Annotated in this window: 20 protein-coding genes and 1 pseudogene; 18 read left to right on the forward strand and 3 right to left on the reverse strand. The window is 39.6% G+C overall.

What is annotated here, in order from left to right; all coding sequences use genetic code 11:
- The first annotated feature begins 1 nt into the window (after window position 1).
- Window positions 2-1,267, forward strand: a complete 1,266-nt coding sequence (gene filE / locus IAE19_RS10840) for a putative pilus assembly protein FilE (protein WP_227611051.1) — start codon at window positions 2-4, stop codon at window positions 1,265-1,267.
- Window positions 1,268-1,287: 20 nt separating this feature from the next.
- Window positions 1,288-3,213 carry a hypothetical protein gene (locus tag IAE19_RS10845; protein ID WP_200460951.1) on the forward strand — a complete coding sequence of 642 codons (1,926 nt, stop codon included), beginning with the start codon at window positions 1,288-1,290 and terminating at the stop codon, window positions 3,211-3,213.
- 75 nt (window positions 3,214-3,288) lie between these two features.
- Here the strand turns inward: IAE19_RS10845 and IAE19_RS10850 are convergent, their stop codons facing one another.
- Window positions 3,289-3,837: an NUDIX hydrolase gene (locus IAE19_RS10850; protein WP_200460952.1), complete on the reverse strand. Its 549-nt coding sequence runs from the start codon at window positions 3,835-3,837 to the stop codon at window positions 3,289-3,291.
- Window positions 3,838-3,959: 122 nt separating this feature from the next.
- Between IAE19_RS10850 and IAE19_RS10855 the strand changes: the two genes are divergently transcribed.
- The 7 genes from IAE19_RS10855 (at window position 3,960) to fghA (ending at window position 9,940) form a co-directional block, all read left to right on the forward strand.
- On the forward strand, window positions 3,960-4,565 hold the full coding sequence (locus IAE19_RS10855; RefSeq protein ID WP_200460953.1) for a CoA pyrophosphatase: 606 nt from the start codon (window positions 3,960-3,962) through the stop codon (window positions 4,563-4,565).
- 31 nt (window positions 4,566-4,596) lie between these two features.
- Window positions 4,597-5,127: a gamma carbonic anhydrase family protein gene (locus tag IAE19_RS10860; protein ID WP_200461059.1), complete on the forward strand. Its 531-nt coding sequence runs from the start codon at window positions 4,597-4,599 to the stop codon at window positions 5,125-5,127.
- A 124-nt stretch (window positions 5,128-5,251) separates the two neighbouring features.
- Entirely contained in the window at window positions 5,252-5,923 is a 672-nt protein-coding gene (gene tsaB / locus IAE19_RS10865; protein ID WP_200460954.1) for a tRNA (adenosine(37)-N6)-threonylcarbamoyltransferase complex dimerization subunit type 1 TsaB, read from the forward strand.
- Between the two features lie 8 nt (window positions 5,924-5,931).
- Window positions 5,932-6,756, forward strand: coding sequence for an undecaprenyl-diphosphate phosphatase (locus tag IAE19_RS10870; RefSeq protein ID WP_200460955.1), 825 nt, complete (start codon window positions 5,932-5,934; stop codon window positions 6,754-6,756).
- Window positions 6,757-6,778: 22 nt separating this feature from the next.
- Window positions 6,779-7,579: a class I SAM-dependent methyltransferase gene (locus IAE19_RS10875; RefSeq protein ID WP_200460956.1), complete on the forward strand. Its 801-nt coding sequence runs from the start codon at window positions 6,779-6,781 to the stop codon at window positions 7,577-7,579.
- 119 nt (window positions 7,580-7,698) lie between these two features.
- The gene (locus tag IAE19_RS10880; protein WP_200460957.1) at window positions 7,699-9,132 is read left to right on the forward strand and encodes a C13 family peptidase; all 1,434 of its coding nucleotides are present in this window, start codon (window positions 7,699-7,701) and stop codon (window positions 9,130-9,132) included.
- On the forward strand, window positions 9,101-9,940 hold the full coding sequence (gene fghA, locus IAE19_RS10885; RefSeq protein WP_200460958.1) for an S-formylglutathione hydrolase: 840 nt from the start codon (window positions 9,101-9,103) through the stop codon (window positions 9,938-9,940). Before IAE19_RS10880 ends, fghA begins: the two co-directional genes overlap by 32 nt.
- A gap of 72 nt (window positions 9,941-10,012) precedes the next feature.
- Here fghA and IAE19_RS10890 read toward each other — a convergent pair whose 3' ends face one another.
- Window positions 10,013-10,288 carry a DUF2218 domain-containing protein gene (locus tag IAE19_RS10890; RefSeq protein WP_200460959.1) on the reverse strand — a complete coding sequence of 92 codons (276 nt, stop codon included), beginning with the start codon at window positions 10,286-10,288 and terminating at the stop codon, window positions 10,013-10,015.
- A 194-nt stretch (window positions 10,289-10,482) separates the two neighbouring features.
- Between IAE19_RS10890 and rpe the strand changes: the two genes are divergently transcribed.
- From rpe to IAE19_RS10935, 9 genes and pseudogenes are all read left to right on the forward strand, one after another.
- Window positions 10,483-11,169 (forward strand): ribulose-phosphate 3-epimerase, encoded by a 687-nt coding sequence (rpe, locus tag IAE19_RS10895; protein WP_200460960.1) that lies wholly within the window; start codon window positions 10,483-10,485, stop codon window positions 11,167-11,169.
- 349 nt (window positions 11,170-11,518) lie between these two features.
- Window positions 11,519-12,049, forward strand: a complete 531-nt coding sequence (locus IAE19_RS10900; protein ID WP_227612251.1) for a hypothetical protein — start codon at window positions 11,519-11,521, stop codon at window positions 12,047-12,049.
- 46 nt (window positions 12,050-12,095) lie between these two features.
- Window positions 12,096-13,949, forward strand: coding sequence for a copper resistance system multicopper oxidase (locus IAE19_RS10905; RefSeq protein WP_200460961.1), 1,854 nt, complete (start codon window positions 12,096-12,098; stop codon window positions 13,947-13,949).
- 163 nt (window positions 13,950-14,112) lie between these two features.
- A complete protein-coding gene (locus IAE19_RS10910) occupies window positions 14,113-14,814 on the forward strand; it encodes a copper resistance protein B (RefSeq protein ID WP_227611063.1) in 702 nt (233 codons plus the stop codon).
- An 82-nt stretch (window positions 14,815-14,896) separates the two neighbouring features.
- A complete protein-coding gene (locus IAE19_RS10915; protein WP_200460963.1) occupies window positions 14,897-15,841 on the forward strand; it encodes a hypothetical protein in 945 nt (314 codons plus the stop codon).
- Between the two features lie 18 nt (window positions 15,842-15,859).
- A complete protein-coding gene (locus IAE19_RS10920; protein WP_200460964.1) occupies window positions 15,860-16,411 on the forward strand; it encodes a hypothetical protein in 552 nt (183 codons plus the stop codon).
- Window positions 16,412-16,537: 126 nt separating this feature from the next.
- Window positions 16,538-16,858, forward strand: coding sequence for a DMT family transporter (locus IAE19_RS10925; protein WP_200460965.1), 321 nt, complete (start codon window positions 16,538-16,540; stop codon window positions 16,856-16,858).
- 11 nt (window positions 16,859-16,869) lie between these two features.
- Window positions 16,870-17,354 (forward strand): annotated as a pseudogene (locus IAE19_RS10930) (methylated-DNA--[protein]-cysteine S-methyltransferase).
- A gap of 43 nt (window positions 17,355-17,397) precedes the next feature.
- Window positions 17,398-18,027, forward strand: a complete 630-nt coding sequence (locus IAE19_RS10935) for a nuclease-related domain-containing protein (protein ID WP_200460966.1) — start codon at window positions 17,398-17,400, stop codon at window positions 18,025-18,027.
- A 59-nt stretch (window positions 18,028-18,086) separates the two neighbouring features.
- Here the strand turns inward: IAE19_RS10935 and add are convergent, their stop codons facing one another.
- Window positions 18,087-19,103, reverse strand: coding sequence for an adenosine deaminase (add, locus tag IAE19_RS10940; RefSeq protein ID WP_200460967.1), 1,017 nt, complete (start codon window positions 19,101-19,103; stop codon window positions 18,087-18,089).
- Window positions 19,104-19,198: the final 95 nt, after the last annotated feature.

Genomic DNA, 19,198 nt, shown 5'->3' on the forward strand with positions numbered 1-19,198 from the left:
TATGTTTAAAAGTAAGAAATCAATTGGCTATTTATCGTTGGTGCTGTTTTCAATAGGAACAGGGCCAACGGCATATGCTGCCGACTTTTTTACTATTATTGGTCCTGATGGTCGTCCTCTAGTTATTCCTCGTGATCCAACGCAACAGAAAAAGACGACCAACCAGAAAATAGTGAGCGAGACTGATACGCCCAAGGCAGTTGAATCAAAACAGTCTCAACCTATTCAAATGGTTCAGCCCCAGTCTGTAAAACAGGATTCTTTACAGGAAAAATCAGGTCATACAACACAACAACATGTTACGGAGACCTTGTCAGAAGCCAATATTCAGCCTAAGAATTCTCCTGAGTCAAAAGTAGTAATTCCTGCCCAGATTCCATCACAGCAAAAAAAAGAAAATAAAGTAAACTCTGAGCAATCGCGTTATATTCAGCCTCAGCCTCAGCCTCAGCCTCAGCCTCAGCCTGTGACAAAAGCAACAACATTGCCTCCAACTCAGAAAGTTCAGTCAAATGTTTATTCAAACGCAACGGATCAATCATCACCCGTCACTGAAACAGATGAGCATATTGTGGAAGTAAACGGCGAAAAATATATCGATAGCGAATATCTGGAAGATAAAGAGTTCAATCTTGAAGGTAAAAAGCGCTTTTACATGATGCCAGAAGGGATTGTGGATGCTCGGTTGGGTGCAGTTCGTATGCAGCCCGAGCAACGTGAAAAAGGGGTCAGTAAATCTTTTTTACAAACAATGCTGAAAAAGAATCAAAATGAAAAGGAAGAGGAGGTGCTGGCCCTATCTTCAACTTATTATCGAATGCCTAAGGAACAAGTGGTAGAAAGTTTGGCAACAGCATGCTTTACTGATAAAAAGATAAAGGACGCCAAACTATTTAATGTTGAAAAGCAAATTGGGTTATGGCCAAGAAAACCACTAAAAGATATTTTTGATTACGATGTTGTAAAACTTTCTGCACCATTAAAGCAGATGAAACTTACTTCGTATGCCACGACAGAACAAAATCCTACGTTCTATTGGCCTTTCGTGGTATTTCTGGATCGGAACGGATGCATACTTGAGGGCGTAAGTGGTTATAAAAATCAGGAATTTCCCGCCACTATGTTACAACATGCTGCAATTGAAGGAACGATAAGACTTCCAGATCAAACATCTTATATTTTGTTGACGCCTTTGGCTTCAGCATTAGATGTTCAGGAAAAAGCTTTATCAAATCAGGGACAAATAAAATTAACGGCGATCCGTTAGGCAATTAAAGTGATTGTATTATGAAAAAACAAATATTAATTCCTTTCACCTTAACAGCTCTTATGGCTGCTTTAAGTGGATGTGGTGGTGAAGGCGGAAATATTAATGTCGACCCACCGAGTAGTACGGGTGTTACAGCAAGTACTAGTTGTTCTGCCACTTCTGATGATTGTTTGGAATTTGTTTTTGATTATCCTGTAGCTGGGTTAAATTTTGACTGTAGCAGTGATACCACTAACCACTTTATTACTCAAAATAGTTCAAATGCTGTTTCAGGTGCATGTAAGTTGGGTGATACAGCAACTTTTTCTATAAAAGGGCAAGGAACGGACAAACAAATAACGTTAGGTGCGGTTGATTTAAAAACAATCACCTCTTTAAAAATTTCAGATGCTCCGATTTCCTTAGTAGATATTGCAACTGCAATGGTTGGTAAAGCGCCTGCCAGTCTGGATCAAAATGATGAAACGATTAAAGTCGCCATGGCTTTAGTTAAAATTTTTCAGGCTGCTGGAGCCGTTAACGAGAAAAATGCAATTGGTGATCTTCAACCAATAGAATTAGATGAAGACTATAAGAGTAACCTAAAAAATATCAGTCAATCGATTGATGTGACGAATTTTAAAGATGGTAGCTATCCTGCAATTTTGAAACCATGGGTAGATGTTTCTGTGGTTGATGACCAGACGGCATTTGATATTGTTACCAAAATGCTCAATATGCAAAATGCAGGCAGTTTCCAATCTGATTTTTTACCATGGCCGTTGCCCGCTGAAAGTGGCGTTGATCAGCAGTACATTGAAGGCTTTCATGGCAAGAGCCTGTTAGGTAATGAAATTATTGGTAATATGTATTTGCTCTCTGATCGTACAGGTCATACATTTGGTTATGGTTTGCAATGGAAAGGCAAACCTGATGATAAGACCAGTGAAGGAACAGTTATTAGCGATTCTTTAAAACGTTTAACGCTCATTAGTAAAATCGCACCGAAGAAAATGAATGCCGAAGCACAGACTAACTGGATTAATCCTTTAACTAAAAAGTTAGCAAGCACCCCATTTGTGTTCTCTATGGCAGATCAAAGTGGTGATCCTTTACGCATTACACAAGGTCGTTTAATCAACGGTTATATCGTACCTGGCACAGAAGCTGTTTATAAACAGGCCACTGGTTATAGTACGGGTGATTCTGCAAGCTACGGTAAATGGACACAGCAATTTAGTCCAGAGCAGTTTGATGGGACTATTGATATTTCTAAAACCAATCCAATTACCTATCTGGACAAAAAGATCCTGACAACCCAAAAGAATGTCAAAACGGGTGAATATTATGTATTCCCAATGTATGCAACTTTGATTGTAAAATTTAGCGATACGACAGTTAAAGATGTAAAACTGGGAATTGTGATTGATGAAAATGGTGATATTCGTTCGGATATTAAACCCGATGCGACTGCTAATGATATGTCAGGCACATGTGCAACAGTTAACCCTGATACCATGATAGATAGTAATGGGGTTCAACAATTTAGGGTAGGAACGACGGGTACTGGTAATTATGATACAACTGATAAATCATTAACTATCCGTATGATTTTGACTAATACTAAATTTGGCCTGTTAGAAGGGGTGATTTTGGGACTTAACCAGAGTTTATCTGTTACGGCGACTTCTAGTGGAACTGCTCAAGTTCTGAGTTCGGGCGGTGTGAAAATTAATTTACACAATCTTTTAACAGATCATAATACTGCTCGAGGCATAAATATTACAAACTTTAGTAATGAGCAAGCCAACTGGATTAATATTCATGCGGCTTATCAAAAAGTTTATAATAATATCAAGGATGTTTCACCAGCCCCAACAGACGTACAAAAAGAGTTGGCAAAACGGGTAAATGGAACATTGGCGATTGAATTACCAAGTTGTTACACCATTAAACAGAAGTAATTCAGTCTAAAATTAAAACAGGGTAATCGTGATGATTCCCCTGTTTTTTTATTTAAACTAATAATAAGTGAAAAACTATCCAGTATGATCTAACCGTGTACCTAATGTTTCCAGATGTACAGGATAGTGTTGAATTTTTCGATCTTCAAAATAATGTCTTAATGTTCGTTCTACGCTTGGAAAAGCCAACTCATCCCATGGAATTTCATCTTCTTCAAATAAACGACATTCAATACTTTCTTCACCTGCACCAAAAACGCCATCTTTTAGTGTTGCTTTAAAAAGCACATAGATTTGTCCAATTCGTGGAATATTGTATGTGCAATATAATTGTTCAATATCAATTTCAGCTTCGGCTTCTTCGCGAGTTTCACGTGCAGCCCCTTGTTCCATCGTCTCAAATAATTCCATGTATCCTGCTGGAAGTGTCCATAACCCATAACGAGGCTCGATAGCACGACGACATAATAAGACTTTATTTTCCCAGATGGCTAAAGCTCCACAAATCAGTTTTGGATTTTCATAATGAATATATCCACAATGTGTACACACACGACGAATCTGATGATCGCCCAACGGAATTTTATCTTCAGTTTCATGTCCACAAACGGTGCAAAAACTCATAATGATCATCAGCTAAAAAGATGCCTCAGCATAACTGAAATTTTGGACTTTCGCATCATTTCTATACGAACGACTAGATTTTTCGGCTATGATGACAAGGAGAAGAATATAGAGAGAAAAGCATGGTAGAGCAGCAACTCACGCATCTTTTGCAGCAACGCTTACGTTTTTCAAAACGTACTTCGCCTGCACAGGCGGCGGTGTTAATTGCGATTACCAATGAACAAAATCCAAAGGTTTTGTTGACGCGCCGTTCGACTCAATTAACCAATCATGCGGGTGAAGTGTCATTTCCTGGAGGAAAGCGTGATGCAGGTGATACCAGTAATATTGTGGTCGCATTAAGAGAAGCTCAGGAGGAGACGGCGCTGAATCCTTTTGATGTTGAGTTGATTGGCGATTTACCAATGCAACGCGCACGTAGCGGTATGTTGGTGAAACCCGTTGTGGGGTTGATTCCTCCCACTGTTGAGCTGATTGCACAGCCGACAGAAATTGATCGGATCTTTTTTGCGTCTTTGAATCAATTGCTCACTGTACCAGCAACCCCCTATGAAGTGAAATACGCGCATCAATCATTGTATTTCCCCAGTTTACAAGTGGAAAATGAAGTCATTTGGGGATTGACGGCAAGAATGCTGATTGCATTGTTTCATTATGGATTGGATTATCAAAAAGACTGGCCTTTTCTTTTAAATTCTCCTAATTTTCAACCCCGTAAATTTTAATTCGAAAAAACAACAGGATGTTGTCATTATGATGTATAGCTTTGAAGGACATTCACCAAAAGCATTGATTGAACCTTGGGATGGATGGATTGCAGACAATGCTACTGTCATTGGTCAAGTTGAACTGGGTCAACAGGTTAGTGTTTGGTTTGGCGCAGTAATTCGCGCTGATAATAGTCCAATTCGTTTAGGGCACTTTACCAATATTCAGGAAAATGCCGTACTGCATACTGATGCAGGTGTTGAACTCAATATTGGTGACTATGTGACGGTTGGACATCAAGCCATGTTGCATGGCTGTACGATTGGTGAAAATAGTCTAATTGGTATCAATGCGGTGGTGTTGAATCATGCGGTAATTGGCAAAAATTGTATTATTGGTGCAAATGCTTTGATCCCAGAAGGCAAGGTAATTCCAGATAATTCTGTCGTGATGGGCTCCCCCGGTAAAATTGTGAAAACTCTAGATGATTTTGGAGCAGCAAAATTACGTCTGAGTGCCTTACATTATGCGGAGCACTATAAGCGATTTATGCAATTACACCCTTTTTCCTTTAAATAACATCTACTGAGTGAACTGTTACAGATGAGATTTTTTGTATCAGTAAAATTGAAAATCTCGCCTAAATATAGGTTCTAGAGTATGATAGCCCACGTTTTTTAAATAGATAATGGCGTGAAGTTGCATGAATGTGCTGGCATTGGAAACGGCAAATGATCATTGTTCTGTTTGCTTGATTGATCAGTCAAATGAGCTTTTTTTTCAAATGGATACGCAGGCTAAGGCTCAAACACGTACCATTTTGCCCATGATTGAACAGGCTTTGCAACAGGCACAAATCAGCTATAGCGATTTAACCGCAATCGCATTTAGTCGTGGGCCTGGATCATTTAGTGGCGTCCGTATTAATGCCGCGGTGACTCAAGCATTGGCATGGGCTAATGATTTACCTGTGATTCCTGTTTCTACTTTACAGGCTTTGGCGCAAGCAGCTTATCGTGAGTTACAACTGAGTCAGGTAACGGCGATTCTGGATGCACGCATGCAGGAAGTATATCTAGCCAATTTTAGTTGTGATGAAGATGGCATTATGCAACTCCACGGCCAAGAACAACTTTTAAATTATGAGTTGGCACAGTCCTATGCTCAATTTACGTGTGTAGGTTCAGGTGCCAAGCTTATTTCTTCTTCTGTTTCTGAACCGTCAAGTAGCCTGAGTCCATCCGCACGTGATATTGCGTTACTTGCTCGACATTATGCTAAACAGAAGTGTTGGGTCAGTGCGGAGCAGGCATTACCTGTGTATTTAAGGGATAATGCTTGGAAAAAAATTGCAGAACAAGGTAAGTCGAACTAGGATAAATTATGGATCTTTTACTGCTATTAAAAGCAGCGATTATGGGAATCGTGGAGGGCATTACTGAATTCCTTCCCATCTCTAGCACTGGACACTTAATTTTAACCTCTGAATTATTGAATTTCTGGACGCCTGAGAAAAGTGCAGTTTTTGTTGTCGCAATTCAGATGGGTGCAATTGCTGCAGTTATTTATGAGTATTGGTCACGTCTTTGGGGTGCTGCTACTGGCATGGTGACAGGTGAAGCCAAGGGCCGTCATTTGGCGATTAGTCTGATTGTCGCATCTATACCGATTGTATTGGTTGGTCTGACATTTGGACAAACAGTTAAAGATTTATTATTCAACGATGTTGCAGTTGCCATGGGATTGATTATTGGTGGCTTAATCATTATGTGGATTGAGAAAAATCCGCCGAAGGTGAATGCAGTTGAAGTTGAAAATATCAGTCTAAAAGAAGCAATCTGGATTGGGTTAATTCAGGTATTGTCTCTGATTCCAGGAACATCCCGTTCTGGTGCGACTATTATTGGAGCTATGTTTTTAGGTGTATCACGTAAAGCAGCAACCGAATTTTCTTTCTTTTTGGGTATTCCTGTAATTATTGGTGCAGGGTTGCTTGATCTATATCAGAGCCATGATGTATTTCAGGGACAACAGGATTGGGTAGTTCTAGTTGTGGGTTTGTTAGTTTCATTCATTTCAGCATTGTTATTGATCCGTGCTTTGGTGGCTTATGTTGCTAAACGTGATTTTATGATTTTTGCATGGTATCGAATTGTTTCTGGTTTGATTATCTTACTTTTTGCATTTACTGGCTGGAAACTTTGGTAATAGGGAGTTTGAATCAATCATCATGCAATTATTTTTCACCGCCTCAGAGCTAAAATCTGCACAACACTATCAGCAAGTCTTGTGTGAACGAGGTGTGGACATTGAGTTGTGTGAAGTTGAACAACTCAATGCACGTTTTTTCAGACAGCATCCAGACTTGGCACTTTGTGTTGATGAACACAGTCTCTGGTTATGTGCCAATGGCATGAAAATGCAGCCAGACTGGAAAGCTGAAATCTCTCGTTTAAAACGTGCCAGCATTAAATCTGAAATGATTGCTCGTGCCTGTCAGTTGAGTGAAGCTCCTCAATTGATCGATGCAACAGCAGGTTTAGGTCACGATAGTTTGCTAATGGCTCATTTGGGTGCACAGGTAACCTTGCTTGAACGTCATCCAATTTTATTTACTTTACTTGAAGATGCGCAGCAGCAGGCGCGATCAGATATGTTCTTGGCGAAAGTCGTGGATCGAATCGTATTGGTATTTGCTGATTCTGCACATTATTTACAGTCATGTATTGAGCATGATCAGCAAGTGGATGTGATTTATCTGGATCCTATGTTTCCACAGCGTGATCAGCATCAACACACTGTAAAAAAACAGGCACAGGTAAAAAAACAAATGCAACTTTTGCATTTACTTTTACCTGAACAAGGTGAAATGGATTTGGGGGATTCATTGCTACCTTTGGCCCAACAAGTGGCTAAACGAGTTATTGTGAAACGTCCAAGACATGCTATTTTTCTCAATGCGCAAACTCCTGATCATCAATGGCTGGGTGACGCATGTCGTTTCGATGCATATTTCCAGCTTGCTCTGTGATGAATTGTGATCATTGCTTCAATAATCAGCAAATATTTGTTATATAGATAAAAGCATTATTGATATAATTTCACACCAGCATAAACTGATTATGCATTATTACTCCTGAATAATTTTTTATGATCGACCTTAAACCTTCCATCAATTTTTGGCATGATTTCAAAAGTAACCAAATTGCTGGCATGTGGTTATTTTTAGGGTCGAGACGTTGTTTGCAAATTGTCCATCCTTCGATTTTTCAGCTTTTAGTCTGGGGTGTACTTGGCGGTGCAGCCAATACTTTATTTAGTTGGCTGGTTGCAGGTCAGAATGGTGAGTTTAATTCTCAAGGTTTGGTCAGTTATGCGCTTTGGCCTTTTCTTGCCTTAATTGTCGGAATTTTTCTGTCACAACGTACTAACAATTCCCGCTTGATGTTGGTGCCGACAATTTTATGGTTGGTATTGGATACCAATATTGCCTTGCTACAAAGTTTTATTCAGTTCCTTGGACAGTTAGATTATCTACCTTATTTTACCTACGACTATTTACCTACATTATTTATGGTGTTGTTTGTCTGGCAAAGTCTGGCAGTGGTTTGGGTTTTTTCGCGTGAATTAAAATGGCCGTGGTGGGAGCGTGCATTAATCATGATTGCCACGCTGGTGACATTAGTCGTTTGGCAAGGTTCTGTGCGCAGTCAGCCCATCTGGAAAGTTGAAGATGTTGCCCCAACATTTGCAGAAAATGCTTTTTATGCCCAAAGTCGTTTATTAAATAAGTCACTTGAGCAGATTCAATATGGTGAGTTTGCTCAAAGCCACTGGTATTTTCTTGGTGTTGCGGGTGCTAGTTATCAGGATGTGTTTAAGTCGGAAATTATGCGTATCAAGGAGCAGTTTGATACACGTTTTGGCACTTTTGGCCGTTCTATGATGTTAATTAATAATCCTGATACTCGTACTGAGGTTCCGATTGCATCACAAACCAGTATGACCATTGCCTTGCGTCGTATTGGCCAGCAAATGAATAAAGAAAGTGATGTATTGTTTTTATATATGACATCGCACGGCGGACCCAATGAATTTGAAATCGAAAATGCGCCTCTGGATTTAAATCAAGTCGATCCAAAATGGCTTCGTGAGACGCTAGATAAATCAGGTATTCGCTGGCGTGTGATAGTGATTTCATCCTGTTTTTCGGGAAGTTTTATTCCTGCATTACAATCTCCTGATACCTTGATTATCACAGCCTCTGCTGCTGATCGTCAGTCTTTTGGCTGTACCAATGAAGCGGATTACACCTATTTTGGTCGCGCTTTTTTTGATCAGGCCATGCGTGACCAGCATTCAATGAAAGATGCATTCAAACAAGCTCAGGAAACTGTTGCGACGTGGGAATCAGCTCAGGGCTTTGAACCCTCTGAACCACAATGGGTAATTGGTAAAAATATGGAACTCATGCTGCCACAATTGGAACAGCATTTATTCCCTCAACAAAATCTACCCCAAACCACCGCTGCCAAACATGAGGAAAAAAACCATGGAAATGTTGCAAAAAAATCGTTGCTTTGAGGGTGAACAGCGCATTTATCAATGTCAATCAGAAGCATTGAATGGCATGAGCAAATTTGGTGTATTTTTGCCGCCTGTAGCGTTGAATGGTGAAAAGTGTGGGGTTTTATTTTATCTTGCGGGCTTAACCTGTACTGAAGAGACCTTTGCAATTAAGGCACATGCACAGCGTTTGGCTGCTCAACTTGATCTTATTATTATCACGCCAGATACTTCTCCACGTGGTGAAGACGTTGCCAAAGGTGACAGTTGGGATTTGGGGCTGGGAGCTGGGTTTTATATTAATGCGACACAGACGCCATGGGCAGCACATTATCAAATGGAGCGTTATTTGATCGATGAGCTTTATCCCTTAATTAAGACGCAATTTCCTGTCATCCAAGGTCAAATGGGAATTTTTGGTCACAGTATGGGAGGGCACGGGGCACTGACACTCGCACTAAAATACCCTGAAAAATTCAAATCGGTTTCAGCATTTGCTCCTATTTGTGCACCAAGCCAATGCCCTTGGGGTGAAAAGGCATTTTCCCATTATTTGGGCGATGATCGCAGTTTATGGAACCAGCATGACGCCACGGCATTAATTGAACAAAAAGGCGCGTTATTCTCTGAAATTTTAATCGATCAAGGTTTAGACGATCAATTTTATAGTCAGTTAAATCCTGAGCTATTCCAAAAAGCCTGTAGTAATGTTGGGCAAAAACTGAGTTTAAGACAACATGCTGGATATGATCATGGCTATTATTTTATTCAAAGCTTTATCGATGATCATCTACAGTTTCATGCCGTGCAACTCGAGCGTATATAAGCGATTCAGCATGTTAAAAATGAAATCCATGAATTTGGATTTCATTTTATTAGTCAGTAGTCGTACATAAATTTATTGATGTGTCCAGTTTGCCTCAAATTCCTGTTGTGCCATTCGGTTAAGGTGATCTAGTACCACCCCTTCCAGACGAATAGTGTCTTCATTCTCAGCACGAATCAGAACCTCCAATGTTTGTTCAAGAGGCGTCAATGTAACGGTCGCAGTCGGCATAAAGATTTTAAAGTCATGTTCTGTTTCAGCGACTTCAAATTTATGTTTCCAATGGTTGAGTAAACGTTTTGCAATCCGTCGTGCTTCTGTTGTTGCAATAGAGGTTGAGCTTTGCATATCTTGATTTTCCTTGGGAAGATGCTTTAGAAGATAGGAGTTATCCTAACGAATGTACGCTTGAAAATGATAGATAAAATCATTGGGAGTGTTACTTTTTTGCAAATGATTATAGATTCAAATGAAGTGTGTGACCCACAGTAAAGGCACTTTTTGCTATAATCACATTTTGTTTGCTATCTGCCAGGTCCCGCATGTCCAAGCCTTATTTAATTGCACCATCTATTCTTTCTGCTGATTTTGCACGTTTAGGTGAAGATGTTGAAAAAGTTTTGGAGGCCGGCGCAGATGTGGTGCATTTCGATGTCATGGATAATCACTATGTACCCAATTTAACGTTTGGTGCTGGGATATGTAAGGCTTTGAAGAATTATGGGATCAAAGCGCCGATCGATGTACATTTAATGGTTTCGCCAGTTGATCGTATGATTGGGGATTTTATTGAAGCGGGTGCTGATATTATTACTTTTCATCCCGAGGCTTCAGATCATATTGATCGTTCCTTACAGTTGATTAAGGCGGGGGGAGCCAAAGCTGGTTTAGTATTTAATCCTGCCACGCCGTTACATTATTTGGATTATGTACTGGATAAAGTTGATCAGATCCTATTAATGAGTGTAAACCCAGGCTTTGGTGGTCAAAAATTTATTCCAATGACATTGGAAAAATTACGTCAAGCTCGTCAGATTATTGATGCCAGTGGACGTGAAATTCGTTTGGAAGTAGACGGTGGCGTAGGACCAGCCAATATCCGTGAAATTGCGGAAGCTGGTGCTGATATGTTTGTGGCTGGATCTGCTATTTTTGGCAAACCAGATTATAAAGTTGTGATTGACGAAATGCGTACTGAATTGGCTAAAGTCGGTGCACAACAGGTTTAATTCTGCGTTCAACACGATATTTTTATACACAGTAAAACTGGGTATTGCCCTCAAAATAAAGCGTTGCTTTATTTTAGGTAGATGTGGATAACTTTGTTTATAACTCTCTGGATAACTATGTTGATAACGCGGTGGATAAGCTGCTGATAGAATAATCAAAATAATATCAATCGTTTAAAAAATCCATGAAATTTGCATAAAAAGAAATCAATTCGATTTCTTTTTATGCATTTTAAGTCGTTTATTTTGTTTTACTTTTAGTCTGTGATACATCTCACGAGTTTTGTTTAAAAAGTAGAAACTGATCAGAAATAAATAGAAAAAGGAATAATGATTTCTTTAGGAAAAATTGCGCGTATTTGTATCTATACATAAACTTGGGTATGCTATTCCGCTTAATGGTATGAAAGATGTACTTGAGGGGATTTTAGGGTTGTATCAACTTCAGCGCAGGCAAACATGGTTTGTGTTGCTTATGGTTTTTATCATGAGCTGGAGTGGTGTGGCTGTTGCTTCTGTCAAAAATATGCATGCAGGAATGATGCAAAATGCGGTTCATACAATGCAGCATGCTTCAAATATATCGCCATGTCATTCCAGAAATATGCAACATGCAACAGTACAGAATGATTTAAAAAAAACAAATGAAAGCATGGTGCATTGTCACCAGAAGACGTCATTACATTCCTCTGCGATCTTACAATCCTGTCAGGACTGTCATCAGTTGCATTGTCAAAATTTAAATAGTTATGTTGAGAATGTGAGTCCGGCATTACCCCAACCAGTTGTATTTGCTGCAAACATAGCATCCCATCCTGATTATAAGGTTCAGCATCTTGCTGGTTTTTGGCACGAAATTCTCAGGCCGCCAAAAGTCTAATCTCAAAATCAAGCTAAACATCACGTTTTAAATTTTGAGGTTAGTCATGTCTATTTTATTAAGAAATGTTCTTTTTACAGGACTGTGTTTTACTGTTTCTCCGTTCTGTCTGGCTGCGGTGAAGGAATATTATTTGGATATTGCACAACAAACAGTCAATGTCACAGGCAAATCAGTTCAGCGAATTACGGTGAATGGTCAGTTTCCAGCACCCAAGCTTGAATTTGAAGAAGGAGAAGAAGCGGTTATTCATGTTCATAATAGCCTGAAGCATCAGGATTCTTCGATTCATTGGCATGGTTTATTACTACCCGGCATTATGGATGGTGTACCTGGGTTTAATGGGTTTCAGGGAATTAAACCTGATGGTTCATTTGAATACCAGTTTAAAGTGCGTCAAAACGGGACGTATTGGTATCACGCGCATAGTAAGGGACAAGAGCAAGATGGCTTATATGGGGCCTTTATTGTTTATCCAAAGAATAAGCAACCACTTACAGCGCAAGAACAGACTGAGCGTGATTATGTGGTGATGTTGTCGGATTTTCATGATTCATCGAGTGAAACACTCATGAAAAATCTGAAAAAGTCGGCCGAATATTATCAAAATCAGCGTGAAACATTAGGCGATGTCTTTCAGCAGTTCAAACATCACGGTCTGAAAGCCACCTGGCAAGATCGCAAAATGTGGAATCAGATGCGGATGCTTAAAACCGATTTATCTGATGTCACAGGCTATACTTTTTTGGTCAACGGCAAGACCCCTGACCAGAACTGGAGTGGAGCATTTACATCGGGTGAAAAAGTCCGATTACGTTTTATTAACGCATCTGCCATGTCATTTTTTGATGTACGCATTCCCAATTTGAAAATGATGGTCGTGAGTGCAGATGGCCAGCCTGTGAAACCTGTTGCGGTCGATGAATTTCGGATTGGTACGGCTGAAACTTATGATGTGATCGTTGAGCCGACGGCCCCACATTATCAGATACAGGCTGAATCGATTGATCGTAGCGGTTTTGCATTGGCAAGTCTGCAAAATGGGGCTACGCCTGCACCTCAGCACATTGCCATTCCAGTTGCACGACCACGCGCATTACTTAGCATGCAAGACATGGGACATGCCAACATGTCTGAAAATTCAAAACTTTCAGATCATTCTTCTATGCCGATGCATATGCCAGAGAAAATGCAACATACATCTGCACCCTCTTCATCGATGTCTGAAATGCCAGAACATCTGCATGATGATGTCATGTCGCATCAGCAGATGGGACATGGCATATCGCATGATCAAATGAATCATCAGGGAATGATGCAGCATGAGACATCGAATCAGTCATCTATACCCCAGTCAACGCAAACGGTACAAGGTTGGGCAAACGCTTCAACGCCTATAGGTTTAAAAGCATTGCAATATCAGGATTTGCAATCTTTGGCGCCTCAACCAGATACTCGTCAGCCAACAAAAGAATTAGTGATCCGTTTAGGCGGAAATATGGAACGTTATATTTGGACGATGAATGGTAAAAAATATAATGAGGCCACGCCTTTGGTAGTCAAATATGGAGAACGTATTCGTCTTAAATTTATTAATGACAGCATGATGGCGCACCCGATGCATTTGCATGGAATGTTTGTACAACTGGAAAATGGCCAATCTTCACAGAATCTTCCGAATAAACACACCATTATTGTGCCACCGGGTAAAACTGTGAGCGTACTTTTGACCGCAGATGAACTCGGCGAATGGGCGATTCATTGTCATTTGTTGTACCACATGTCGGCAGGCATGATGAATAAATTGATCGTGGCTAAAGTCGATAAAGATGAATTACCTGATATTTCATCCGCAAATACCGTAAAACCCGTTCAAGGAGGTCAACATGCACACCACTAAATTGATGACTGCATTGATATTCTCAACGGGATTTATGATGAGTTCATGGACTTTTGCTCATGAAGGAGATGACATGATGATGCCTGACATGGCTATGTCAGATGTTCAAGATCATTCTAAAATACCAATACCTGAAAAGAAGATTGTAACGACAGTAGATAAAATGCACTCAAATGTATTTTCTGACGATCATTCAGATCATGATCATCGTCGGGAACATGGCGGGCAACTTTATCAGGCAACTAAACTGGATCATCAGTGGCGAGTGGATAAGCACGGGCAGGGTGAGTTTACTACTGAGCTGGAAACGTGGGTGGGTACAGATGAAAATAAGCTTTTCATTAAAGCTCATAGTGAAAAGTCAGAAAGTGAGAAAGCCGATTATGCTATTTCAGCTTTATATAGCCGAAATATTGCTGAGTTTTGGGATGTTCAAGCAGGATTACGTTATCGTAATAAAGCCGTTGATGTGTATCGTCAGGAGGCGATTGATGCTGCATTTGGTTTACATGGATTAGCTCCGTATTTCTTTGAAACCGATGCCTATCTTTATATAGGACAAGATCAACATATAAGTTTAAGTCTAGAAACTGAGCGTGATATTCTGCTTACGCAAAAGTTAATTACTCAACCTTATATCAAAGCAGACATTCTGATTCGGGATGAATCAGATTATGCTCAAAAAGCGGGATTAACATCCTTACAAACGGGTATTCAAACTCGTTATGAAATCAGTAAAAAAGTGATGCCATTCATTGATATTGCTTATCGGCATGAAAAAGGTGATCGCCAAACCAGTCATCAAGTCGCAACGAATTCAGAATCGGGTTGGCGCTATGGCGCAGGGATTAGTTTCAAGTTTTAATTGATTCATCAAAATAAAGCTGTATAGAATGTCATCATAACTAACCTGATGACATTCTTTTTGCATCTGATCTGGTGCGTCAATGAGCCTAAAACAACAGTACCAACGCTTTCTGCTTTCTAATGCTTTTTTTCAATCTCAAAGGGAGTTACACGCAGACGTCGATTTATTTACAGATGATGAATATGATTTTTCAGAACAAGATAATATCCAGTCGGAATGGGTCAGTTATTACTATATTCCCAAACTGGATATGCTGCATGAACGTGAAATGCGCAAAGCTTTAGTACAATGCCATCAGGTTAAATATATTGAGATGGATCATCAAACTCAGCATATGGCAATTTTTCATGATGGTGACGTTGAGCGTGTTACGGATTTATTAAAACAACAATTGGAACACTTAGATTACCAACAAACCTTATCTAACTTTGTTCCAGTTACCACAACATTGAAACCTGTGATTAAAACGACACAAATTCTTTCATGGTTATCTTCCATTTATATTGTGTTGTGTCTGGTGACGTTGTGTATGGCGATTTTGGCATCGTCATTGAGTTTAGTTGCAATTAGTCTCTTGGTTTTAATGGATGCACTCATTTATTTAGTTGCTAACAATGCTATTGCGATAGAGCCGTTGCTCAGAAATAAACTAATTCATGCCTTGGCTTGGTTTGAACTGTTGGCTGCAACCTGTTTATTGGTTGATCTTGTACATTGTTATTATAATCCCCACGTGCCTTTAGCCAGTTTCATGATTTTACAAGGAGTTATTATCCTGACGGCTTCCATTTTATCACGTTATTTAATTGCCAAAGATTATATAAGAAATCGGCCTTTGCATTGGAGTCATCTGGTACAGAATATTGATGTAACCGTTGCGACTGGATTGGTTGTTACTGGATTGCTAATTCAATTCACTGGGAAAGCCAGCATTGATTTAATCATGGCGATGTTGGTGATATTTTTAATTTATCTAAGAGTGTTTAACATTCTTATTTTGAATAAATTAGCCTTAAAACCATAACAATATTGAGAATGTACGATGCGTAAATGGTTGTATTTTGTGTTGATTATAGCCGTGGGATGGGGAGTGTGGATAAATTGGATTAAACCTACTCCAAATGTCGAAAATTTTAGTTCAAATAGTCAAATCCATATTCAGGAATTACAGCCTTATGAAGGTACGTTTAGGATTTTGTCACGTGAAGACTATCATACAGGGAGGGAAGCCCAATTTTCACCTACAGATATTGCGGTAGGATGGGGGGAGATGGCTAACCCGAGTATTTATAAACAGATTGATATCTCACAAGCCAACCGCTGGTACCACTGGCGTATTACCTCGGTTCCTCCCATTTCGCTGAGTGAAATCAATAAACATAGTGCCAATATGCATCTGGTTCCAGCCACTCCAGAGATTGCTAAACAAATACAACAAATAAAAAAAGATGATTTAATTTTCTTCAAAGGCACATTAATTGAAATTCAATCCAGTGATGGTTGGCGTTGGCGAAGTTCTTTATCACGTGAAGATACAGGTGACGGGGCATGTGAATTGATGCGAGTTGACCAAATGATCTGGCGTGAGTCTTAGAAATTTAACCGACTCGAATTGGTCATGTCACATAAATTGATTATAATCACTGTCTAGGAGGAACGACCTCCCCCATATGAGGGAAAAAATGTCAGGCCGACCTGACGCCTGATCATGGAGAATAAAATGGCTTGGGCAATCTTAATTCTGGCGGGACTTTTTGAAGTCATTTGGGCATATTCAATGAAAATGTCAGAAGGTTTTACCCGTTTGGTGCCAAGTATCATTACCGTTATATTTATGGTTTTGAGTGTCATATTATTATCAATTTCAATGCGGAGCTTGCCACTCGGCACGGCTTATACAGTCTGGACTGGAATTGGCGCAATTGGATCTTTTATCGTTGGTATTCTGATTTTGCATGAACCTATGGGCGCAATGCGAATGACGGCTGCGATTTTAATTGTTTCAGGTCTTGTATTGATGAAATTGTCATCTCCTACTTAAAGGCAGTTCATATGCAATTATCGTATCTTTATATGTCTTCACCTGTAGGGCAGCTGAAATTAGTGGCGAATGAACAGGCTTTGGTTGCCATTCTTTGGGATAATGAAAATCCAAAAAGAGTACGTCTAGCTGAACTGACTGAAGATGTCTCTCATCCAATTTTATTAAATACTCAAAAACAGCTGATTGAATATTTTTCAGGTCATCGTAAAGTATTTGATATTCCGCTTGATTTTGAGGGAACTGATTTTCAGAAACAAGTCTGGGCTGCATTATTAAGCATTCCTTATGGTGAAACACGAAGCTATAAACAAATTGCCCAGCAAATAGGAAATGAAAAAGCGGTGCGCGCCGTAGGTGCCGCAAATGGAAAAACCCTATTTCGATCATTGCGCCCTGTCATCGTGTAATTGGAGCGGCGGGAGCATTGGTTGGATTTGCAGGTGGATTAGATAAAAAAGAAATTTTATTGGACTTAGAAATGAATAATATTTAAGTGTGATTCATATTCTAAACCTATAAAATATAAGGATAATTCCATGTTTTTATATATTGTGTTTTTTATTGTCATTATGGGTCTTTTGGCCTATTTATCTTCACCCACTTTTAAGGGGAAAATGGGAGAGAGTATGGTCATCGATCATGCCAAGCGTTATCTGGGTGAAGAATATATTATGCTAAATAATTGTACAATTCCTGATGAGCAAAACGGGACAACACAAATTGATCATATTTTGATTAGTCCCTATGGGATTTTTATTATCGAAACTAAAAACTATACAGGCTGGATTTTTGGCAGTATTAATCAGAAACAATGGACACAAAAAATTTATAAGAAAAGTTATCGATTTCAAAATCCAATTCATCAAAACTTTAAGCATGTAAAGGCATTGGAGCAAATTCTTGGAGATGTGGTTACTCCTGAATATTTACACTCAGTGATTGTATTTACATCACGTAGTGAGTTTAAAACCGCCATGCCAGAACATGTTTGTCAAGGTAAAGACTGGATTACACATGTGAAAAAATTTAATCAAGATGTTATTCCTGCTATGAAGCAAAAACGCATTAAATATCGCATTGAAAAAGAAATACTTGATCCATCCTGGAAAACCAATCGTGTTCATATTGAGAATTTACATCAGAAAAAACAAGCATTGATTGATTAAACCATAATAAATGGCCATTTTTATAGCCATTTAAACGATATCTGTTTAAGTCTTCAAAATCATACGATTTCATGTTGACGAGCCAAAGCCTGATTTTTTAATAATTGCTTTTCCTGTTCCGATAAAAAAGCCACTTTGAGGCCATTTTCCTGAGCGGTTCGGATCTGCTCTTGTGTTAAGCCTGCCTGCGGTGCCGCCACCTGATATTCATGCTGAATCTCAATTCCTTCTACTGCAGGGTCATCGGTATTGATCGTTGCTAGAATGCCATGTTGCAAAAAGTCTTTAATCGGGTGTCGTTCTATCGCACTGACGGTACTGGTTTGTAGATTTGACGTGATACACGACTCAATCCCAATTTCATGTTGAGCTAGATAATCCATAAGTTTCAGATCTTGAATAGCTTTCACTCCATGACCGATTCGTTCTGCACCAAGTTCCTGTATGGCTTGCCAAATACTTTCTGGCCCTGCTGCTTCACCTGCATGTACGGTAATACGCCAGCCTGCATTTCGGGCCTGTTTAAATTGATCTAGAAAAAGAGTTCCGGGAAACCCCAACTCATCGCCTGCTAAATCCAGTGCGGTGATATGAGTTTTATGTGTCAGTAAGGCATTAAGTTCAGCTTGACAGGCTATTTGTCCAAAAGTGCGACTCATAATACCAATCAAATTGGCTTTAATTCCTAAATCACGGCAACCTTGCTGTACCCCATCAATCACCGCTTCAACAACACCAGCTAAAGGCAGTTGATGTGTCATTCCCATATAGCCCGGAGAAAAACGTAGCTCGACATAATCCAGACCATGTTGTTTGGCATCTTCAATATTTTCATAAGCGATACGATGGCAGGCCTCCAGACTTGCCAAAACTTTTACCCCCCAATCTAGTTTGGCTAAAAAACTGAGTAAATCAGGTTGATTGTCCATGACTTGTACATGTGGGCGCAATTCTTCCACAGTTTGTGCAGGCAGATTAACGTGATATTGCTGACCCAAATCCAGAATGGTTTGTACGCGAATATTACCATCCAGATGTCGATGGAGATCGGTGAGAGGGAGGTTTCTTGAAATCATCGGCATTACCTCTTTATTTTGCTTTTATTGTATTTTTATCTTGGCAGAGATTAATCCAATAAAAAAGTAAGGCGATGTTAATTTTAGTGATTCAT

The organism is Acinetobacter sp. S40 (assembly GCF_016624705.1).
In the GTDB taxonomy this organism is placed as follows: domain Bacteria; phylum Pseudomonadota; class Gammaproteobacteria; order Pseudomonadales; family Moraxellaceae; genus Acinetobacter.